At 60.4% G+C, this 19,821-nt stretch carries 13 protein-coding genes; 10 read left to right on the forward strand and 3 right to left on the reverse strand.

Annotated features, from left to right (window positions below):
• Positions 1–6: 6 nt before the first annotated feature.
• Complete coding sequence (locus PSJE_RS02695; protein ID WP_090455258.1) at positions 7–1,707, forward strand: polyurethane esterase; 1,701 nt, start codon at positions 7–9, stop codon at positions 1,705–1,707.
• A gap of 102 nt (positions 1,708–1,809) precedes the next feature.
• On the forward strand, positions 1,810–3,663 hold the full coding sequence (locus PSJE_RS02700; RefSeq protein WP_090455256.1) for a polyurethane esterase: 1,854 nt from the start codon (positions 1,810–1,812) through the stop codon (positions 3,661–3,663).
• 122 nt (positions 3,664–3,785) lie between these two features.
• Here PSJE_RS02700 and PSJE_RS02705 read toward each other — a convergent pair whose 3' ends face one another.
• A complete protein-coding gene (locus tag PSJE_RS02705) occupies positions 3,786–4,010 on the reverse strand; it encodes a YgdI/YgdR family lipoprotein (RefSeq protein ID WP_057714802.1) in 225 nt (74 codons plus the stop codon).
• A gap of 197 nt (positions 4,011–4,207) precedes the next feature.
• Between PSJE_RS02705 and PSJE_RS02710 the strand changes: the two genes are divergently transcribed.
• The 4 genes from PSJE_RS02710 (at position 4,208) to PSJE_RS02725 (ending at position 11,196) form a co-directional block, all read left to right on the forward strand.
• A complete protein-coding gene (locus tag PSJE_RS02710; protein WP_090455254.1) occupies positions 4,208–5,875 on the forward strand; it encodes a VRR-NUC domain-containing protein in 1,668 nt (555 codons plus the stop codon).
• Positions 5,872–8,151 carry an ATP-dependent DNA helicase gene (locus tag PSJE_RS02715; RefSeq protein ID WP_090455252.1) on the forward strand — a complete coding sequence of 760 codons (2,280 nt, stop codon included), beginning with the start codon at positions 5,872–5,874 and terminating at the stop codon, positions 8,149–8,151. The genes PSJE_RS02710 and PSJE_RS02715 overlap by 4 nt, the downstream gene beginning before the upstream one ends.
• Positions 8,152–8,276: 125 nt before the next feature.
• The gene (locus tag PSJE_RS02720) at positions 8,277–9,179 is read left to right on the forward strand and encodes a zeta toxin family protein (RefSeq protein ID WP_090455251.1); all 903 of its coding nucleotides are present in this window, start codon (positions 8,277–8,279) and stop codon (positions 9,177–9,179) included.
• Positions 9,180–9,279: 100 nt separating this feature from the next.
• A complete protein-coding gene (locus PSJE_RS02725) occupies positions 9,280–11,196 on the forward strand; it encodes a hybrid sensor histidine kinase/response regulator (protein ID WP_090455250.1) in 1,917 nt (638 codons plus the stop codon).
• Here the strand turns inward: PSJE_RS02725 and PSJE_RS02730 are convergent.
• Together PSJE_RS02730 and PSJE_RS02735 are read right to left on the reverse strand one after the other, a co-directional pair.
• Positions 11,174–12,535 carry a cation:proton antiporter gene (locus tag PSJE_RS02730; protein WP_090455248.1) on the reverse strand — a complete coding sequence of 454 codons (1,362 nt, stop codon included), beginning with the start codon at positions 12,533–12,535 and terminating at the stop codon, positions 11,174–11,176. The two genes, PSJE_RS02725 and PSJE_RS02730, sit on opposite strands and share 23 nt — an antisense overlap.
• 197 nt (positions 12,536–12,732) lie before the next feature.
• Entirely contained in the window at positions 12,733–13,887 is a 1,155-nt protein-coding gene (locus PSJE_RS02735) for a MalY/PatB family protein (protein WP_090455246.1), read from the reverse strand.
• 289 nt (positions 13,888–14,176) lie between these two features.
• On the opposite strand from PSJE_RS02735, the gene fdnG reads away from it, so the two are divergent.
• The 4 genes from fdnG to fdhE are packed head-to-tail and all read left to right on the forward strand — an operon-like array spanning position 14,177 to position 19,770.
• Entirely contained in the window at positions 14,177–17,242 is a 3,066-nt protein-coding gene (fdnG, locus tag PSJE_RS02745) for a formate dehydrogenase-N subunit alpha (RefSeq protein ID WP_139212698.1), read from the forward strand.
• Positions 17,243–18,178: a formate dehydrogenase subunit beta gene (fdxH, locus tag PSJE_RS02750; RefSeq protein WP_057714811.1), complete on the forward strand. Its 936-nt coding sequence runs from the start codon at positions 17,243–17,245 to the stop codon at positions 18,176–18,178.
• Complete coding sequence (locus PSJE_RS02755) at positions 18,175–18,840, forward strand: formate dehydrogenase subunit gamma (RefSeq protein ID WP_090455242.1); 666 nt, start codon at positions 18,175–18,177, stop codon at positions 18,838–18,840. The genes fdxH and PSJE_RS02755 overlap by 4 nt, the downstream gene beginning before the upstream one ends.
• A gap of 3 nt (positions 18,841–18,843) precedes the next feature.
• Positions 18,844–19,770, forward strand: a complete 927-nt coding sequence (fdhE, locus tag PSJE_RS02760; protein WP_057714813.1) for a formate dehydrogenase accessory protein FdhE — start codon at positions 18,844–18,846, stop codon at positions 19,768–19,770.
• Positions 19,771–19,821 lie beyond the last annotated feature (51 nt).

The raw sequence follows: 19,821 nt of genomic DNA on the forward strand, positions 1-19,821 counted from the left end.
AAGAAAATGGGACTGTTTGATTACAAAAATGCCGGCAGCGAGGCCGGCAAGGCGTTGTACTCCGACGCGATCGCGCTGGCGCTGTACGCGTATACGCCTACCGGCCAGCCACTCCCGGCGACCGCCTGGGCGCCAATTGGTGCCTCGGCCTTGGGCTATCAGGGCAAGGTTGGCACCCAAGGTACCTTCTATGGCGAGAAGGACGGCTTCACCAGCGCCGAAGCCGAAATCCTCGGTAAATACGACGGGGCCGGGAACCTGATCGGCCTGGGCATCGCCTTCCGTGGTACCGGTGGCCTGGGGTACAGCGACACCTTCGGCGACATGAAAAACAACCTGTTGGCCGCAGTCGGTCCGGTGGATTATGCGAGCAACTACGCGAAAAACGCTTTCGACAGCCTGCTCAAGAGCGTCGCTGCATTCGCCATCGCCCACGGCCTGAGTGCCAGGGACGTTGTGGTCAGCGGGCATAGCCTTGGCGGTTTGGGGGTCAACAGCCTGGCGGAGTTGAGTGGCAATGACTGGGGCGGTTTCTTCAAGGACGCCAACTACATCGCCTTCGCTTCGCCAACCCAAAGCGCCACCGGCAACAATGTGCTCAACATCGGTTATGAGAACGACCCGGTGTTTCGGGTGCTCGACGGCACTACCTTCAGCAGTGGCTCACTGGGCAAGCACGATGGTCATCAGGATTCAGCGACCAACAACGTCGTCAACTTCAATGACCAGTACGCCTCCACCGCGCAGAACCTGGTGCCCTTCAGCATTCTCAACCCGCTGAACTGGTCGGCCCATGGATCGCCGGGTTACGCCGACGGACTGAACCGGGTGATCGACTCTGCCTTCTATGACCTGACCGGGAAGGATTCGACCCTGATCGTCTCCAACCTGTCGGCGTCGTCTCGCGGCGCCACCTGGGTCGAGGACCTCGGGCGCAGTGGCGAGCCGCACACGGGCAGCACGTTTATCATCGGCACCGACAGCGCCGATTGGCTCAAGGGCGGCGCCGGCAATGACTTCATCGAAGGCCGGGACGGCAACGACCGTTTCCGCGACGACGGCGGCTTCAACATACTTTTGGGCGGCAAGGGCAACAACACGTTCGAACTGCTCAAGCCACTGCAGAACTTCAGCTTCGCCAACGATGGCGATGGCACGCTGTTCGTGCGTGACGCCTATGGCGGCATCAGCATGACCCGGGACATCGGCGCGCTGGTGAGCCAGGAGTCCGGATCATGGTGGAGCACCAGGGACATCACCTGGACCGTCACCGGCAACGGCCTGCTCAACGGCAACGAACTGACCCGCTACAGTCATTCGCTCAACGGCGATGCCCTCGGTAATACGCTGTTGGCCGACGCCCAGGGCGACTGGCTGTTCGGCAACGGCGGCGATGACGTATTGCGCAGCGACAAGGGCCACGTGACCTTCGTCGGCGGCAACGGCAACGACGTGATGCATTCCACCGGGGACGGCAGCAATACCTTCCTGTTCAGCGGCGCTTTCGGATTTGATGCGATCAATGGCTACCAGGGCAGTGACACCCTGGTGTTCATGGGCGTTGAAGACGCGGGGCAGGGCTATGACTACCGACAGCATGTCTCCCAGGCCGGTCAAGACACGGTGCTGAAGGTTGGCGACTTTTCCGTGACCCTGGTCGGGGTGGGGCTGGATAACCTGTCGACTTCCGGTTTTGTGTTTGCCTGACAGATTTTTGTAACAGCACTGGAGGCTCCGGGCATCTCGCGATCGAGGTGTCCCGGCTGTGAGCTATCTCTGACAATTCCAACAAAGAGAGAGGCAATACCCATGGGTGTGTACGACTACAAGAACCTTGGTACAGAAGACGCCAAAGCGTTGTTCACCGACGCGATGGCAATCACGCTGTACTCCTATCACAACCTCGACAACGGCTTTGCCACCGGTTACCAGCACAACGGTTTCGGCGTGGGCCTGCCGGCAACGTTGGTGACCGCGCTGATTGGCGGCACCGACTCCCAAGGGGTGATTCCCGGTATCCCCTGGAACCCCGATTCGGAAAAGGCCGCACTGGACGCGGTACAGAAAGCCGGTTGGACACCCATCACCGCCGCGCAGCTGGGTTATGACGGCAAAGTCGATGCACGGGGAACCTTCTTTGGTGACAAGGCCGGCTATACCAGCGCCCAGGTGGAAATCCTCGGTAAATACGACGCCCAAGGGCACCTCACGGAAATCGGCATCGCCTTTCGCGGCACCAGTGGCCCTCGTGAAAGCCAGATCAGTGACTCCATCGGCGATGTCATCAATGACCTGTTGGCGGCATTGGGTCCACAGGATTACGCGAAAAACTATGTGGGTGAAGCGTTCGGCAAGCTGCTCGCCGACGTCGCGGCGTTTGCCCGGGCCAACGGGTTGTCCGGTAATGACGTGCTGGTCAGTGGTCACAGTCTCGGCGGGCTGGCAGTCAATAGCCTGGCGGATTTGAGCCGCGAAAAATGGGGCGGTTTCTTCCAGGATTCCAACTACATTGCCTACGCCTCGCCAACTCAAGGCAGCAGCGACAAAGTGCTGAACGTCGGCTATGAAAACGATCCAGTGTTCCGCGCGCTGGACGGTTCGGCGTTCAACCTGGCATCGGTCGGTGTGCACGATGCCGATCAAGCCTCGGCCACCAACAACATTGTCAGCTTCAATGACCACTACGCGTCGACCGCATGGAATCTGCTGCCGTTTTCCATCCTCAACATTCCGACCTGGATTTCCCACTTGCCGACCGGTTATGGCGACGGCATGACCCGGGTGCTGGAGTCACGGTTCTACGACCTCACCAGCAAAGACTCGACCATTGTTGTTGCCAACCTCTCGGACCCGGCGCGGGCCAACACCTGGGTCCAGGACCTGAACCGCAATGCCGACATCCACAAAGGCAGCACTTTCATTATCGGCAGTGACGGCAACGACCTGATCCAGGGCGGCAAGGGCAACGACTATCTGGAAGGCCGCGACGGCAACGACACCTTCCGTGATGCCGGTGGCTACAACGTCCTTTTGGGCGGCAACGGGCACAACGTGCTCGACTTGCAGCAGTCGGTGAAAAACTTCGACTTTGCCAACGACGGCGCCGGCAACCTGTACATCCGCGATGCCAATGGCGGCATCAGTATCACCCGTGACATCGGCAGCATCATGAGCAAGGAGCCGGGCTTTTTATGGGGGCTGGTCAAGGATGACGTGACCCACAGCGTCACCGCAAACGGGCTGGCGGACGGCAACCAGCTGACCCGGTACGAGTCGTCGATAAAGGGGGGCATGGGGAACGATACGCTCAAGGCGCAGGCGGTCGGCGATTGGTTGTTCGGTCTCGACGGCAACGATCATTTGATCGCAGGCAAGGGCAACGACGTCTTGATCGGCGGGGCCGGCAACGACCTGCTGGAATCGGGGGGCGGGATCGATACGTTCCTGTTCAACGGCGCGTTTGGCCACGACCGGGTGTTGGGCTATCAGTCGAACGACAAACTGGTGTTTCTCGGGGTACAGGGTGTTACGCCGGCCGACGACTTCCGGGACCATGCCACCGTGGTGGGGCAGGATACCGTGCTGACGTTTGGCAATGATTCAGTGACATTGGTCGGGGTCGGGCTGGACAGTTTGTCGGGTGCGGAGTTTGTGATCGCCTGATGGTGAGTTGGCGCCGGTAAGGGCCTCTTCGTCGGAGCGCCGCCCGGACCCGGCCCGCTCCCGCAAGGTTGGCGCATACCCTGTGGGGGCGGGCTTTCCCGCGATGAACGATAACGCGAAATTCAGTCTTCCCTGCGAATCGTGGCCACTTCATCAGCCTTGACTTTCACTTTCGCCCCGGAAATATCTTCGAACTCGAAGAAGCCATCCTTTGTCTTGGTTTCCGGCATGTCCTTGGTCAAATACTGGGTGCCGTTCTGCAGGGTCACCACCGTTGGCGTCGAGCAACCGGCCAGCATCAGCAGGGCCGCCGCCGCCAAGGGCAAGCCCAATGTCTTGATGTCCATAATCACCTCCCGTACGTTTTGAAGCAGCACCATCAGCTCGAGGCTGTCACCGTTTCTCTCTGGCGGTTGGTGCCGCCCGGGGGCAGAAAGTTCTACTGCCCGGGAAAAATTCCGTACAGCGCCGCCATTTATCCTTTTCCGATTGCGCCGCGCAGGGCGGAACTGGTATCTGTACGCATAACCAGTATTCGCTCGCCATGGCCCATTTCCCTGTGACTGCAAATCCCCTCGACGATCCGTTCTACTACTTGAACAACTTCATGCAAGTGCTTGATTGGCTTGAGCAGCGCTCAAGCGATTTGTTGAGCGTCGAAGAGCAGCGCTTCACACATGAGTTTAAGCGGTTGCCCCGTGAATCGCAGGCGCTGCTGGTCAGAATGGTGATGCGCAAAGGCGTTCATTTCAGGGCGAGCAAGCTGCATTACGACGAAATCGGCGATATCGGCACCGCCGCCGGCCCGCTGCTCGAGCTGCGTTGGGTCGAAGGGCAAATGCCCATCGCCATCGACGAACTGTTCGAGGTGCTGCTCAAGGCAGAAATCCTCCAGACCTTTGCCGCTGTCATCGATCAACCCAAAGGCAAGAAAGCCGATTGGTTGCCGACGCTGTGCGAGCAGTTTCCCCAGGTGCAAAGCTTCAACGACTGGTGTCCGAGCCTGGACGAGCGCCTGTTCAGCCTGACCATCATGCAATTGTGCGATCGCCTGCGCCTGATGTTTTTCGGCAACCTGTATCAGGACTGGTCGGAGTTCGTATTGGCCGACCTCGGTATCTACACCTACGAAAAAGTCGAATTCTGTGCCGAGTCCCGTGGCTTGCGCAGCCGCGAAGACGTGGATGCCTGCGTCCTCCTGCACGCATACCAGCAACAATTCGAGGCCGGTGAAGCGCTGGAGGAGGTGGCCGAGCGGATCAAGGGCCTGGCGCTGGACAATCCGTGGTTGCAGCGCCGGCGCGGCAAGCTGCTGTTCCAGATGGCCCAGTACTGCGAACGCATCGCCGATTTCTCCATGGCCCTGAACCTGTACCGCGAATGCGCTTTTCCCGGCGCGCGTGCGCGGCTCATTCGCGTACTGGAACGCAGCGGCCAGTTTGAACAGGCGATGGACCTGGCCGTGCAGGCTGAACAGGCACCGCAAAGCGCCGCGGAACACCAACAGTTGCTCCGCGTCCTGCCACGTCTGCGGCGCAAGCTCGGCGGGCCGCCCATCAAGCGGGCAGCGCCTCGGGAAATGCAGCGCCTGGACCTGCAATTGCCCAGGACAGACCCGGCATTATCGGTCGAGTTCTATGTTCAGGCGCATCTGGCGCAAGATTCGGCGCCGGTGCACTACGTGGAAAACAGCCTGGTCAATTCATTGTTTGGCCTACTGTGTTGGCCCGCGATCTTCGCGCCTTTGCCGGGGGCGTTTTTTCACCCGTTCCAGCGCGGGCCGGTGGATTTGCTCAGCGAAGACTTCCATGTCCGCCGGGCCGAACTGTTTCAGGCTTGCCTGGCCGAACTCGACGACGGGCGCTACCGGCAGACCATCCGCGAACGTTATGCCGCCAAGTGGGGCGTGCAGTCGCCGTTCGTGTTCTGGAGCGTGCTCAGCGAAGAGTTGCTGGAGCAAGCCCTCGATTGCCTCCCGGCCGAGCACCTCAAGCACTGGTTCAACCGCCTCTTGCTGGACATCAAGGCCAATCGCGCCGGCATGCCGGACCTGATCCAGTTCTGGCCGCAGCAAAAGACCTACCGCATGATCGAGGTCAAGGGCCCGGGCGATCGCCTGCAGGACAATCAGTTGCGCTGGCTGGAGTTCTGTCATGAGCACCAGATGCCCATCGCCGTGTGCTACGTGCAATGGGCGGAGCAGGGCGATTGAGCTACAGCATTGCGGTGCGGGCGCTGTGCGAGTTCACCGCCAAGGCCGGCGACCTCGACCTGCGCTTCACACCGTCACCGACCGCGCTGGAAGGTATCGTCGGGCACCGTACGGTGGCCTCGCGGCGCAGCGAGGGTTACCAAAGCGAAATTGCCCTTGAGGGCCAGTATCAAACCTTGACGGTCAAGGGCAGGGCGGATGGCTATGACCCCGGGCAAAACTGCCTGGAGGAGGTCAAGACCTACCGCGGCGACTTGAGCAAACAACCGGCCAACCACCGCCAATTGCATTGGGCCCAGGCCAGGATCTACGGCTGGTTGATGTGTCGGAAACTGGACCTGTCGCGGATCAGTCTGGCGCTGGTGTATTTCGACATCGTCAGTGAAAAGGAGACCCGCCTGGTCGAGTCTTTCGACGCCATCGAGCTGCAACAGTTCTTCGAACGGCATTGCGCGCAGTTCCTGCAATGGGCCGAACAGGAAGTCGCCCATCGAGAAGGGCGCAATCTGGCTGCGCAGGGCCTGGCCTTTCCCCATGCCGGCTTTCGACCGGGGCAGCGTCATCTGGCCGAATCGGTGTTCAAGGCCGTTAGCACGGGGCGCTGCCTGATGGCCCAGGCGCCCACGGGCATCGGCAAGACCCTGGGCACCTTGTTCCCCATGCTCAAGGCGCTGGCGCCGCAGCAACTGGACAAGGTGTTCTTCCTTACGGCGAAAACCCCGGGACGGCAACTGGCCCTGGACGCCGCGCACGTGATGCTTGCCAGCGCCGATGCGCCGCCGTTACGGGTGCTGGAGATGATCGCCCGGGACAAGGCCTGCGAACATCCGGACAAAGCCTGCCACGGCGAGTCCTGCCCACTGGCCCGGGGGTTCTACGATCGCCTGCCCGCCGCACGGCAGGCGGCCAGTCAACTGAGCCTGTTGAACCAGAGCGCCTTGCGCGAGGTCGCCCTGGCGCACGATGTCTGCCCGTATTACCTGAGCCAGGAAATGGCGCGTTGGGCCGACGTGGTGGTTGCCGACTACAACTATTATTTCGATTTCAGCGCGTTGCTGTTCGGTCTGGCCCAGGCCAACAACTGGAAGGTTGCGGTGCTGGTCGACGAAGCCCACAACCTGGTGGAACGCGGCCGCCAGATGTACAGCGCCAGCCTCGACCAGGCGACCTTCAACGGCGTGCGCAAAACCGCTCCCGAAGCGCTGAAAAAACCGATGCAACGGGTCAGCCGCGAGTGGAATGCCCTGCATAACGCGCAAACCGGCGCCTATCAGGCCTATGACAAGGCGCCGGAAAAGCTCCTGCAGGCGCTGTCATCGTGCAGCGCCAACATCGGTGACTACCTCAACGATCACCCTCAAGGCCTGGACAGCGCACTGCAGGGATTTTACTTCGACATGCTGCACTTTTGCCGGGTCGCCGAACTGTTCGATGAGCAGTTCCTGTTCGACATCAGCAAGCGCGACCTCGAGCGCCAGCGCAACCTCTCGCAACTGTGCCTGCGCAATGTAGTCCCCGCCGGCTTCATCCGCCCGCGCCTGACCGCCGCGCGTAGCACGGTGCTGTTTTCCGCGACCCTCAGCCCCCGGCACTATTACGCCGATTTACTGGGAGCGCCGCAGGACACGGTGTGCATCGACGTCGAGTCGCCGTATCACGCCGATCAACTGCAAGTGCACATCGTCGACCAGATCTCCACGCGGTTCGTACATCGCCAGTCCTCTCTCGAACCGATCGTGGACTTGATCGCCAGGCAGTTCTGCAAACGCCCCGGCAATTACCTGGCGTTTTTCAGCAGTTTCGAATATTTGCAGCAGGTGGCGCAGTTACTCGCCGAGAAACATCCGAATATCAGTCAGTGGTCGCAGTCCCGAGGCATGGGCGAAGCGCAGCGTCAGCAGTTTCTCGACCAATTCCACGCCGAAAGCCAGGGCGTCGGCTTTGCGGTATTGGGCGGGGCCTTTGGTGAAGGCATCGATTTGCCCGGCGCCAGGCTGATCGGCGCGTTTATCGCCACGCTGGGGCTGGCGCAACTCAATCCGGTAAATGAGCAACTGAAACGGCGCATGGCCGCCATTTTCGGTGCCGGTTATGACTACACCTACCTTTATCCCGGCGTACAGAAAGTGGTTCAGGCCGCTGGACGGGTCATCCGCACGCAACAGGATCAAGGAGTGGTGATGTTGATCGACGACCGTTTTGGCGAGCACAAGGTCAGGCAATTACTGCCGCGCTGGTGGTCGATTGCGCCAACGATTTTTCGCTCTGCGCCGTAGGAGTCTTTACCTTTAAAAACAAATACATACCTTGATTAAAACAAAGAATTGAACAATCAGCGCCAGCACGCTTTATTGGAAAGGCTAGATGTCACAACCCAATTCTTTGATAAGGAAATCAAGGTATGTCAGAAGCACCGAAATACAACTATTCCTCAGACGACGTGATCAAGGCGTTCGACGAGATCTTCCCTGCGCTCTTCGTCGGCAAAACTGCTGAAGCCATCCCAAAGTTGCTGATCACCGCCGGAGTGGAGGGCTCGGGCAAGACTTACTTGTTGGAAAAAAGCTTGCTGCCATCCGGGAATTACGGGAACTACATTCGACTGTACCTGCCTGAATATCGAAAAAAACACCCGCATTACGCCGACATGATCAAGCTCGGCGTTTTGCACGCCTACGAACATACAGAAGCGTTTGCCAGGGAACTCGGTGAGAAAATCTTCGCCAACGCGCTTTCTCAAAGATGCAACATCATCATGGAGTGCGCGTTCGATGACATCGGTTTTGCCGGATTGGCAAAATTTGTTCCCGGTTATCAACTCGAAGTCCATGTCGTGGGCTGCAATCACGCGTTCGCCCATCTGTCCAGCATCAAAAGAGCATTCTCCAGCCTGGAAAAGCAGGAGATGGAACGGTTTGTCAGCTATTCGAGACTCGAATCGAGCATCAGTAACGCCCCTGCGGTTCTCGTTGCGTTCGAGTTCATCGCAAAGACAGTGAGTGGCTCGCAAATCTTCCTGTACGAGCGCGGTCTGGGCACGCTGAGCGAACGGGTACTGCGTGCTCACAGCACCTATACCCTGGACCCAAGTGGGAATCTGAACGAAGTTTCAACGTTGCTGCCATATGCGTACAGGGCCTATGACACTATCCTCAGAAGGTCCGTCTATTCGATGGAGGAGCGTGACGAGATGGTCAGGGAATGTCATCTGCAGCTGCTTAAAACCAGCAAATATGACAAACAGGTTCCCGATTTCGTCTACAACGACCTTTACTCCTATATCACCAAATACGTGTATCGCTAAGCCGGGATTGCAGGCTATGAAGCAAACTGCCGCAGTCATGGCTTTCCAAATTGGCAGTTTGTCTCATACTCCAGAAAAACAATCATGACGCGAGAACTCAATGAGCGAGGATCGAAACAGGCCGAGTACCGTTGAGGACAAGCGCTTTCGCCTGTTGATCGATGCAGTGATCGACTATGCGATCTACATGATTGATCCCGACGGCATCATTACCAGCTGGAACGCCGGCGCCAGGCGTTTCAAGGGCTACGAGGAAGCCGAGATCCTCGGTCAGCATTTCTCGCGCTTCTACACCGATGACGATCGCCGTGCCGGCTTGCCCCAGCGGGCACTGGACACGGCGATTCGTGAAGGGCGTTTCGAGGGCGAAGGCTGGCGGGTACGCAAGGACGGCACACATTTCTGGTGCCATGTGGTCATTGATCCGATCTTCGACCCGTCGGGCACGTTGCTCGGTTTCGCCAAGATCACCCGGGACCTGACCGATCGCAAAATGGCCGAGGAAGTCCTCAAGCAAAGCGAGCAGCAGTTTCGCCTGCTGGTGCAGAGCGTTACCGACTATGCGATCTACATGCTTTCTCCGGACGGCCGGGTGAGCAACTGGAACCCCGGCGCCCAGCGCATCAAGGGTTACTTGCCGGAAGAGGTCATTGGCCAGCATTTTTCGATGTTCTACACCCCGGAGGATCGCGATGCCCGCGAGCCACAACGGACGCTGGAAATCGCCGTTCGTGAAGGGCGCTTTGAAAACAAGGGCTGGAGGATGCGCAAGGATGGTACGCAGTTCCTCGCCCATGTCATCGTCGACCCGATCTGGGGCGACACCGGCACATTGCTCGGTTTTGCCAAGATCACCCGGGACATCACTGAAGTCACCCAGGCGCAGCAGGCGCTGGAGCAAACCCGTGAGGCCTTGTTCCAGGCGCAGAAAATGCAGGCCATCGGCCAGCTCAGCGGCGGGATCGCCCACGACTTCAACAACCTGCTGACGGTGATCCTCGGCAATCTGGAAATCGTGCGCAAACGGGTGACGGATGACCCCAAAATAACCCGCCTGATCGACAACGCCACCCAAGGTGCCTTGCGCGGTGTATCCCTGACCCAGCGCATGCTGGCGTTTGCCCGACGCCAGGAGCTCAAGTCGGTACCTGTGCGGATACCGGCGTTGGTGGAAGGCATTTCCGGGCTATTGCGCAGCTCCCTGGGGCCTTCGGTGAAAGTCGAAACACGCTTTCCCGAGGATCTTGAACCGGTGATGGCGGACATCAATCAACTGGAACTGGCCGTACTGAACCTGGCGACCAACGCCCGCGACGCCATGCCCCACGGCGGGACCATCATCTTCAGTGCCAGGACCGAGGAGGTCACCGGCGGCGCCTCATCATTGGCCGCGGGGCGTTATGTGTGCCTGAACATTGCCGATACCGGCGAGGGCATGGATGAAACCACGCTGGCCTCGGCGATGGACCCCTTCTTTACCACCAAGGGCGTCGGTAAAGGTACGGGCCTGGGGTTATCGATGGTCCACGGTTTTATCGAGCAATTGGGTGGACGCTTCATCCTCAAAAGCAACAAGGATCAGGGTACGACGGCCGAGTTGTGGTTGCCGGTTGCCACCCGGGGTTCGGTGGCTGAGCCTGTAGCGCAAACGCAGACCGTGGAAGTGCCCCGCCTGTGCGTACTGGTGGTGGACGATGACAGTCTGGTGTTGACCAGCACCAGTCTGCTGCTCGAGGACCTCGGGCACCGGGTCATCAGTGCGCCTTCCGGAGCCAGGGCGCTGGAGCTGTTCGGCAGTGAACCGGATATCGATCTGGTGATCACCGACATGGCCATGCCACAGATGAGTGGCGCGCAACTGGCCAACGCCATCAGGCTCATTCGGCCGAGCGTGCCGATCATCCTCGCCACCGGTTTTGCCGAACGCCTGGAAGGCATTGCCGAGCGTCTACCTCGTTTGTCGAAACCCTTTACCCAGCTCAACCTGGTGGAAGTCATTGCCTTGGCGATGAAGTGACGCGGCGGTTATGCCGTTCATAGCGGGCAAGCATCGGCTGGGTGCTGATGCCGTGGACCAGAATGCTCAGGGCGACCACCGAGAGCGTCAGGTCGGCACACACCGTTGCCACTGAAGGCAGCAGATCGTGGTTCAAGGCATAGAAAAGGTAGTAGAAACTCCCGATGCCGCGAATTCCGAACCAGCCAATCAACCAGCGTTGCGGGCCATTGAGCAGCGAACCCCATGGCATCAGCCAGACCGTCAGCGGGCGAATCATCCCGAACAGCACCAACGCGACCAGCAACGCCCGCCAGTCCCAGTGCGCGATCAGCACAATACCGAGCAAGGTGACCAGAAAAACTTCCATGGCCCGTTCCACCAGGCTGCCGAACGACAGCATGTCGCCCATCATGATCCCGGCGGCGACTTGCGTGTCTTCCAGGTGCTCCACATTGCCGAGCACGGCCGCCTCGGGTTCGACATGCTGATGACCGACCACCGCTTGAACCAGGTGTTCGGCCGGAGTGTGGGCGTCACTGCTTGTCCTGACCTCGGCCCGGCGCAAGCCCAGGCCGGCGGCAAACACCGAGAGGAACCCGTAGCCGCCGATGGTTTCGGCCACGACGTAAGCCAGTGCGATCAAGGCCAGGGCAAGGTAGTCATTGGGGGAAAACGTGCTGTCGGCATTCTTGATGCGCATGAACAACGTCAGATGACCAATACCGCGCCCCATCCAGTAACCGGTCAGCAGTCCGGCGGGCACGCCCCACAACAGGCGCTTGAAAAACCAGTCATCCAGACCGCTGCCAAAGCTGCCGTTTTGCTGCAAAAACAACAGTCCCAGAATCACGAACGGAAAAGCGATTCCGTCGTTCAGTCCTGCCTCGCCCGAGAGCCCGAACCGCACCGGATCATCATCCTTGGCGTCATTGACCTGAACCAGCGAGGCCAGGACCGGATCGGTCGGCGCCAGTATCGCCCCGATCAGCAGCGACGGCCCCCACGCCAGTCCGAAAGCGAAATGCAGCAGCAGGCAGACGCCGACAATGGTCAGCACCATCACCGGTCCCGCCAGGACGAACGCCACTCGCCATCGGCGATCACGAAGAGGAGGTCGCAGCTTGAGCCCGCAGACAAACAATGAAAACAGCACCGCGACTTCCGTCAGGTGCTCGATCCAGAACGCCGCCTCCTTGATATCCAGCCGGAGCATGCCCAGGCCCGCCGGCCCGATGGCGATGCCCAGGACCAGGCACACCGCCGAAGTGGTGACCGGCATCCAGCGCAGGTACGACGAAGTCAGTGCCAGGGTCAGCAACACCGCGCCCAACACCGCCACCCAGGCAACGAAACTCATGGCTCAGATCCCGAAACAACCGTCAGTGCAGGGCTATAGGCTGTTGAGCATTGAAGGGCTGCATCGGTTCAATTATTACCTGCAGGAGTGAGACTGCTCGCGATAGCGCCGTGTCAGGCAACACATTGCCGACTGACAGGACGCCATCGCGAGCAGGCTCACTCTCACAAGGGAATAGGTATGGCTAGAGGGGCGGGTCAGGCCTTGAGATGGCGCAAACTGCGTTCCATCCGCGCAATGCCTTCTTCCAGCAGCGACCGTGGGCAGCCGAAGTTCAGGCGCACGAACTGTTTGCAGCCATTGCCGAAGTCCAGGCCGGCGCTCAAACCCACCTTGGCCTGTTCGAGGAAAAACTGCTGCGGGTCGTCCAGCCCCAGTGCCGTGCAGTCGAGCCACGCCAGGTAGGTGCTTTGCGGCAGGTTCATGGTGATGCCCGGCAGGCGGGTGTGTACGGCCTCGGCCAGGTAATCCCGGTTGCCTTGCAGGTAGACCTTCAGCTCGGCGAGCCATGGCGCGGCTTCGCTGTAGGCGACGCGGGTGGCTTCCATGCCCAGCGGATTGACGCTGTCGACCATGCCGCAACGGGCGTGGTTGACCTTCTCGCGCAGGTGGCGGTCCTGGATGATCATGAAGGAGGTCTTCAGGCCGGCGATGTTGTAGGCCTTGCTCGCCGACATCAAGGTGATGGTGCGCTGGGCGACCTTCGGGCTCAGGGTTGCCATCGGAATGTGCTGGCGGCCGTCGAAGCACAACTCGGCGTGGATCTCGTCGGAAATGATCCAGGCATCATGCTCAAGGCAAACGTCGGCAATGGCTTGCAGCTCTGTGCGGGGGAAGGCCTTGCCCAGCGGGTTATGCGGGTTGCTCAGCAGCAGTGCGCCACCACCTTGCAGCGATTGGCTCAGGGTATCCAGCGGCGTGGTGTAGGTGCCGTCGGCTTGTGCATCGAAATTCAGTTCGACCTTGTTCAGCCCCCAATGCCCGGGCGCATGACGCAGCGGTGGGTAGTTCGGCACCTGCACAACGACATTCTGTGGCGCCTGCACCAGTGCCTTCAGTGCCATGTTGAAGCCGGACTCGACGCCCGGCAGGAAAATCAGCTCCTGGGGCTCGACGCGCCAGGCGTACTTGTTCCAGAGGTCGGCAACGATTGCCTCACGCAGGTCATCCTGGGCCACGCTGTAGCCGACCATCGGGTGTTCCAGTCGTTTTTGCAGGGCCTGGATGATCATCGGCGGCGCGGCGAAATCCATGTCGGCGACCCACATCGGCAACACATCGGCGGGGTAGCGGCTCCACTTGGTGCTGCCGGTGTTGTGGCGGTCGAACACCTGATCAAAATCGAAAGTCATGCGGGGTCTCGTAACGGCAGGTTGGTTATGGCGCCATGATAAGCGCCAACCCCCTGTAGGAGCGAGCTTGCTCGCGATGGAGTGTCAGTCGACACTCACTCAGCTGATACACCATCGCGAGCAAGCTCGCTCCTACAGGGGGTAGTGTCTGGAGGGCCGACGGTCGGCTGTCATGGTGAATTCGACAGCATTGACTACAGTTTGTAGTGTCGGCAGCCAGACTGCCGCGACCGTGGTTGTTCGAAAAAGCCCGGCCATGTACCGGGTTCCACCTGATCAGGAGTGCACGATGGATCTCAGCCGTCGTCAGTTCTTCAAGGTCGCCGGCATCGGCCTTGCAGGCTCTAGCCTGGGTACGTTGGGCATGGCCCCGACGCTTGCCTTTGCCGAACAGGTGCGTCACTTCAAGCTCGCCCACACCCATGAAACCCGCAACACCTGCCCGTATTGCTCGGTCGGTTGCGGCTTGATCATGTACAGCCAAGGCGATACGGCGAAGAATGTCGCGCAAAACATCATCCACATCGAAGGTGACGCCGACCACCCGGTCAACCGCGGCACCCTTTGCCCTAAAGGCGCAGGCCTGCTGGACTTCATTCACAGCCCCGGCCGCCTGCAATACCCTCAGGTACGCAAACCCGGCAGCACCGAATGGACCCGCATCTCCTGGGATGAAGCGCTCGATCGCGTCGCTGACCTGATGAAGGCCGACCGCGACGCCAACTTCATCGAGAAGAACGCCGAGGGTCAAACGGTGAACCGCTGGCTGACTACCGGTTTCCTCGCGGCATCGGCGGCGTCCAACGAAGCCGGCTATATCACCCACAAGGTGGTGCGCAGTCTCGGCATGCTGGGGTTCGATAACCAGGCCCGTGTCTGACACGGCCCGACGGTGGCAAGTCTTGCCCCGACGTACGGCCGTGGTGCCATGACCAATACCTGGACCGATATCGCCAACGCGAATCTGGTCCTGGTGATGGGCGGCAACGCAGCAGAAGCGCACCCGTGCGGCTTCAAATGGGTGACCGAAGCCAAAGCGCACAACAAGGCGCGGCTGATCGTGGTCGACCCGCGTTTTACCCGGACCGCCTCGGTGGCCGACTATTACGCGCCGATCCGCACCGGCACCGACATTGCCTTCATGGGCGGGTTGATCAATTACCTGCTGACCGAGGACAAGATCCAGCACGAATACGTGCGCAACTACACCGACGTGTCGTTCATCGTCAAAGCCGGCTATGGCTTCGAGGACGGGATCTTCAGCGGCTACGACGCGGCCAAGCGCCTTTACACCGACAAGTCCGGCTGGGGCTATGAGCTCGGTGAAGACGGTTTTGCCAAAGTCGACCCAACCCTGCAGGACCCACGCTGCGTCTATCAATTGATGAAGCAGCATTACAGCCGTTACACCAAGGAACTGGCGAGCCAGATCTGCGGCATGCCGGTCGATGCCATGCAGAAAATCTGGGAGGAGATCGCCACTTGCTCGACACCGGGCAAGACCATGACCATCCTCTATGCCCTGGGCTGGACCCAGCACTCGATTGGCGCGCAGATGATTCGCAGCGCGGCGATGGTGCAACTGCTGCTGGGCAACGTCGGCATGCCGGGCGGCGGCGTGAACGCCTTGCGCGGGCACTCCAACATCCAGGGGTTGACTGACCTGGGGCTGCTATCCAACTCACTGCCGGGCTACCTCACGCTACCCGGCGATGCCGAACAGGACTACAACGCCTACATCGTCAAGCGCACGCAAAAGCCGTTGCGTCCGGGGCAACTGTCCTACTGGCAGAACTACGGCAAATTCCACGTCAGCCTGATGAAAGCCTGGTACGGCGCCAACGCCACGGCCGAGAACAACTGGGCCTACGACTACCTGCCGAAACTGGACATTCCCCAATACGACATCCTCAAGGTGTTCGACCTGATGGGGCAGGGCAAGGTCAACGGCTACATGTGCCAGGGCTTCAACCCCATTGCCGCATTGCCCGACAAGAACCGGGTGATGGCGGCGCTGGCCAAGCTGAAATGGCTGGTGGTGATGGATCCGCTGGCCACCGAGACCTCGGAGTTCTGGCAAAAGGTCGGGCCGTATAACGACGTGAACAGCGCCGACATCCAGACCGAAGTCATTCGCCTGCCCACCACCTGCTTTGCCGAGGAGGACGGTTCGCTGGTCAACAGCAGCCGCTGGCTGCAATGGCACTGGAAGGGCGCCGACGGACCGGGTGAAGCGCAGACCGATATCCGCATCATGAGCGAGCTGTTCATACGTCTGCGTCAGCGTTATCAGGCCAATGGCGGCAAATACCCCGACCCGATGCTCAAACTGTCGTGGCCGTACAAGATCCCCGAGGAACCTTCGCCGGAAGAACTGGCCAAGGAAATCAACGGCTCCGCCACCACGGACTTCACCGACGCGACGGGCGCGGCGATCAAGGCCAATGCGCAACTGGCCGGGTTCGGCCAGCTCAAGGATGACGGCAGTACCGCGTCCGGTTGCTGGATTTTCTGTGGCAGCTGGACTGAACTGGGCAACCAGATGGCGCGGCGCGACAACAACGACCCGTACGGCATGCACCAGCATCAAGGCTGGGCCTGGGCCTGGCCGGCCAACCGGCGGATTCTCTACAACCGCGCTTCGGCGGACCTGCAAGGCAAGCCGTGGGATCCGAAAAAACGCTTGGTGTGGTGGAACGGCAAAGCCTGGGCCGGCACCGATGTGCCGGACTACAAGGCCGATGTGCCGCCGGAAGCGGGGATGAATCCGTTCATCATGAACCCCGAGGGCGTGGCGCGATTCTTCGCCGTCGACAAGATGAACGAAGGCCCGTTCCCCGAGCACTACGAGCCGTTCGAGACGCCGATCGGCATCAACCCGCTGCACCCGCAAAACAAGAAAGCCACCAGCAACCCGGCGGCGCGGATCTTCGATTCGGTATGGGATTCCCTCGGCGTGGCCAAGGATTACCCGTACGCCGCGACCAGTTACCGGCTGACCGAGCATTTCCACTTCTGGAGCAAGCATTGCAAGCTCAACTCGATTACCCAACCGGAGCAGTTCGTGGAAATCGGCGAAGTGCTGGCCAAGGAAAAAGGCATCGTCGCCGGCGACCGGGTGCGGGTCAGCAGCAAGCGTGGCTTCATCGAAGCGGTGGCGGTGGTGACCAAGCGGATTCGTCCGCTGCAGGTCAACAATCAGGTGGTGCACCAGATCGGCATTCCGTTGCACTGGGGGTTCACCGGCCTTACGCGCCACGGTTACCTGACCAACACCCTGGTGCCGTTCCTCGGCGATGGCAACACTCAGACCCCGGAATCCAAGTCATTCCTGGTCAACGTGGAGAAAGTCTAAATGGCCAGCCAAGACATCATTGCCCGCTCGGCCACCACCACACCTGCGCCCTCGGTGCGCGGCATGGAGGAAGTCGCCAAGCTGATCGACACCACCAAATGCATCGGTTGCAAGGCCTGCCAGGTCGCCTGCTCGGAATGGAACGAGTTGCGTGACGAGGTCGGCCATAACCATGGCACCTACGACAATCCTCAGGATCTCACCGCAGAAACCTGGACATTGATGCGCTTCACCGAGCACGAGACCGACGCCGGTAACCTGGAATGGCTGATCCGCAAGGATGGCTGCATGCACTGCGCAGAGCCCGGTTGCCTGGCGGCATGCCCCAGCCCGGGGGCGATCATCAAGCACGCCAATGGCATCGTCGATTTCGATCAGGATCATTGCATCGGTTGCGGCTATTGCATCACCGGGTGTCCGTTCAACATTCCACGGATCTCGCAAAAGGATCACAAGGCCTACAAATGCACCTTGTGCTCTGACCGGGTGGCGGTAGGGCTGGAGCCGGCCTGCGTGAAAACCTGCCCGACCGGTGCCATCGTGTTCGGCTCCAAGGACGACATGAAGGAACATGCGGCCGAGCGTATCGTCGACCTCAAGAGCCGGGGTTTTGAAAACGCCGGCCTGTACGACCCCGAAGGCGTTGGCGGTACCCACGTGATGTACGTGTTGCACCACGCCGATACGCCAAGGCTGTACGCCGGCTTGCCCGATCACCCGGCGATCAGTCCGTTGGTAGGGCTGTGGAAGGGCATCAGCAAACCCCTGGCACTGTTGGCCATGGGCGCGGCGGTGCTGGCCGGGTTCTTCCACTACGTGCGCGTCGGTCCGCAAATCGTCGAAGAGGATGAACATCCGGAGCCGCCGGACAACGCCGTGCACGAAGTCGATCCATCGGTGCACACCTTCGATCCCCGAGGGGAGGGCAGGCCATGAGCGACAAGACGATCCTGCGCTACACCAGCAACCAGCGCACCAATCACTGGCTGGTGGCGATTCTGTTCCTCATGGCCGGGTTGTCAGGGCTGGCGCTGTTTCACCCGGCGCTGTTCTGGCTGAGCAACCTGTTCGGCGGCGGGCCATGGACGCGCATCCTGCACCCGTTCATGGGCGTGCTGATGTTCGTACTGTTCCTCGGCCTGGTGTTTCGCTTCTGGCGCGCCAACTACTTCATCGCCAATGATCGCCTGTGGCTAAGGCGCATCGACCGGGTGATGAAAAATGAAGAGGAGGGCGTCCCGCCCATCGGCAAATACAACCCCGGGCAGAAGCTGCTGTTCTGGACTTTACTGCTGTGCATGCTGGTGCTGTTGTTCAGCGGGCTGGTGATCTGGCGTTCGTACTTCAGCGAGTATTTCGGCATCACCACGATACGCTGGGCGATGTTGCTGCATGCGCTGGCCGGTTTCGTGCTGATCCTGAGCATCATCGTGCACATCTATGCCGGCATCTGGATCAAGGGCTCGGTCAGCGCCATGTTGCACGGCAGGGTCAGCCGCGGCTGGGCCAGGAAACACCACGAACTCTGGTATCGCCAAGTGACTCAAGATGAGACCCGCGGCGAAGCGCCCAAACGACCGATCACCAAAAAGGGCTGACATTTGCCAACCATCCTTGAACCCGGAGAAATCGAAGCGGCGGCCAGTTCGCCGCCGTTTCTGTACATGCCACCGCATAACCTGTTCAGCCTGCGTGGCCAGCGCCTGGAAACGCTGGCCGAAGGGCACCCGATGGCCGATTACCTGCGCCTGATCGCCGGGTTGTGCCGGGTGCAGCAACAGGTGCTGGACGACCCGCCGCCAAGCGACCCCCTTGACCGACAACGCATCGAGTTGTGCCAGCAACACGGCTTGCCGCCGTTCGCGGCCGACAGCCTGGCGCGCGAAGACGATTGGCAGCCTTACCTCGATGCCTTGCTGCAGTGCTATAGCGCACCGTCACAATCCGCCGTGGCCGATGCCGTGGACACCTTGCGCCTGGTCGGTGCCGGGCAACGTCGCGCCTGGGCGGTGGCGCTGGTCAGTGGCCAGTATTCGCTGGTGCCAGCGGCGCTGGTGCCGTTTCTCGGTGCGGCGCTTCAAACAGCCTGGAGCCACTGGCTGTTGAGTACGCCGAACCTCGCGCTAACTCCCGGCGACAGCCTCAGCCAGTGCCCGGCCTGCGGCTCGCCGGCCATGGCCGGGGTGATCCGTCATCGCGGCAAGCACAACGGCTTGCGTTATCTGGTCTGCTCGCTGTGTGCCTGCGAGTGGCATGTGGTGCGGGTCAAATGCGTGTATTGCGAACAGAGCAAGGGCCTGGAATACCTCAGCCTTGAAGATGATCGCCATGCCGCCAACCAGGCGCCGTTGCGCGCCGAAGTCTGCCCCGGTTGCAACAGTTATCTGAAGTTGCTCTATCTGGAGAACGATGCGGACGCCGAAGCGTTGTCGGCAGACCTGTCCAGCCTGATGCTCGACATGCGCCTGACCCAGGACGGTTATCAGCGTCTGGCACCCAATCTGTTGCTGGCGCCGGGAGACGAATGACCGCAGCGTCTACACTCTGGCGCGAGGGTCATTCGTTTTCAGGAGCGCCAG

Origin of the sequence: Pseudomonas jessenii (assembly GCF_002236115.1) — a bacterium.
Classification (GTDB): domain Bacteria; phylum Pseudomonadota; class Gammaproteobacteria; order Pseudomonadales; family Pseudomonadaceae; genus Aquipseudomonas; species Aquipseudomonas jessenii.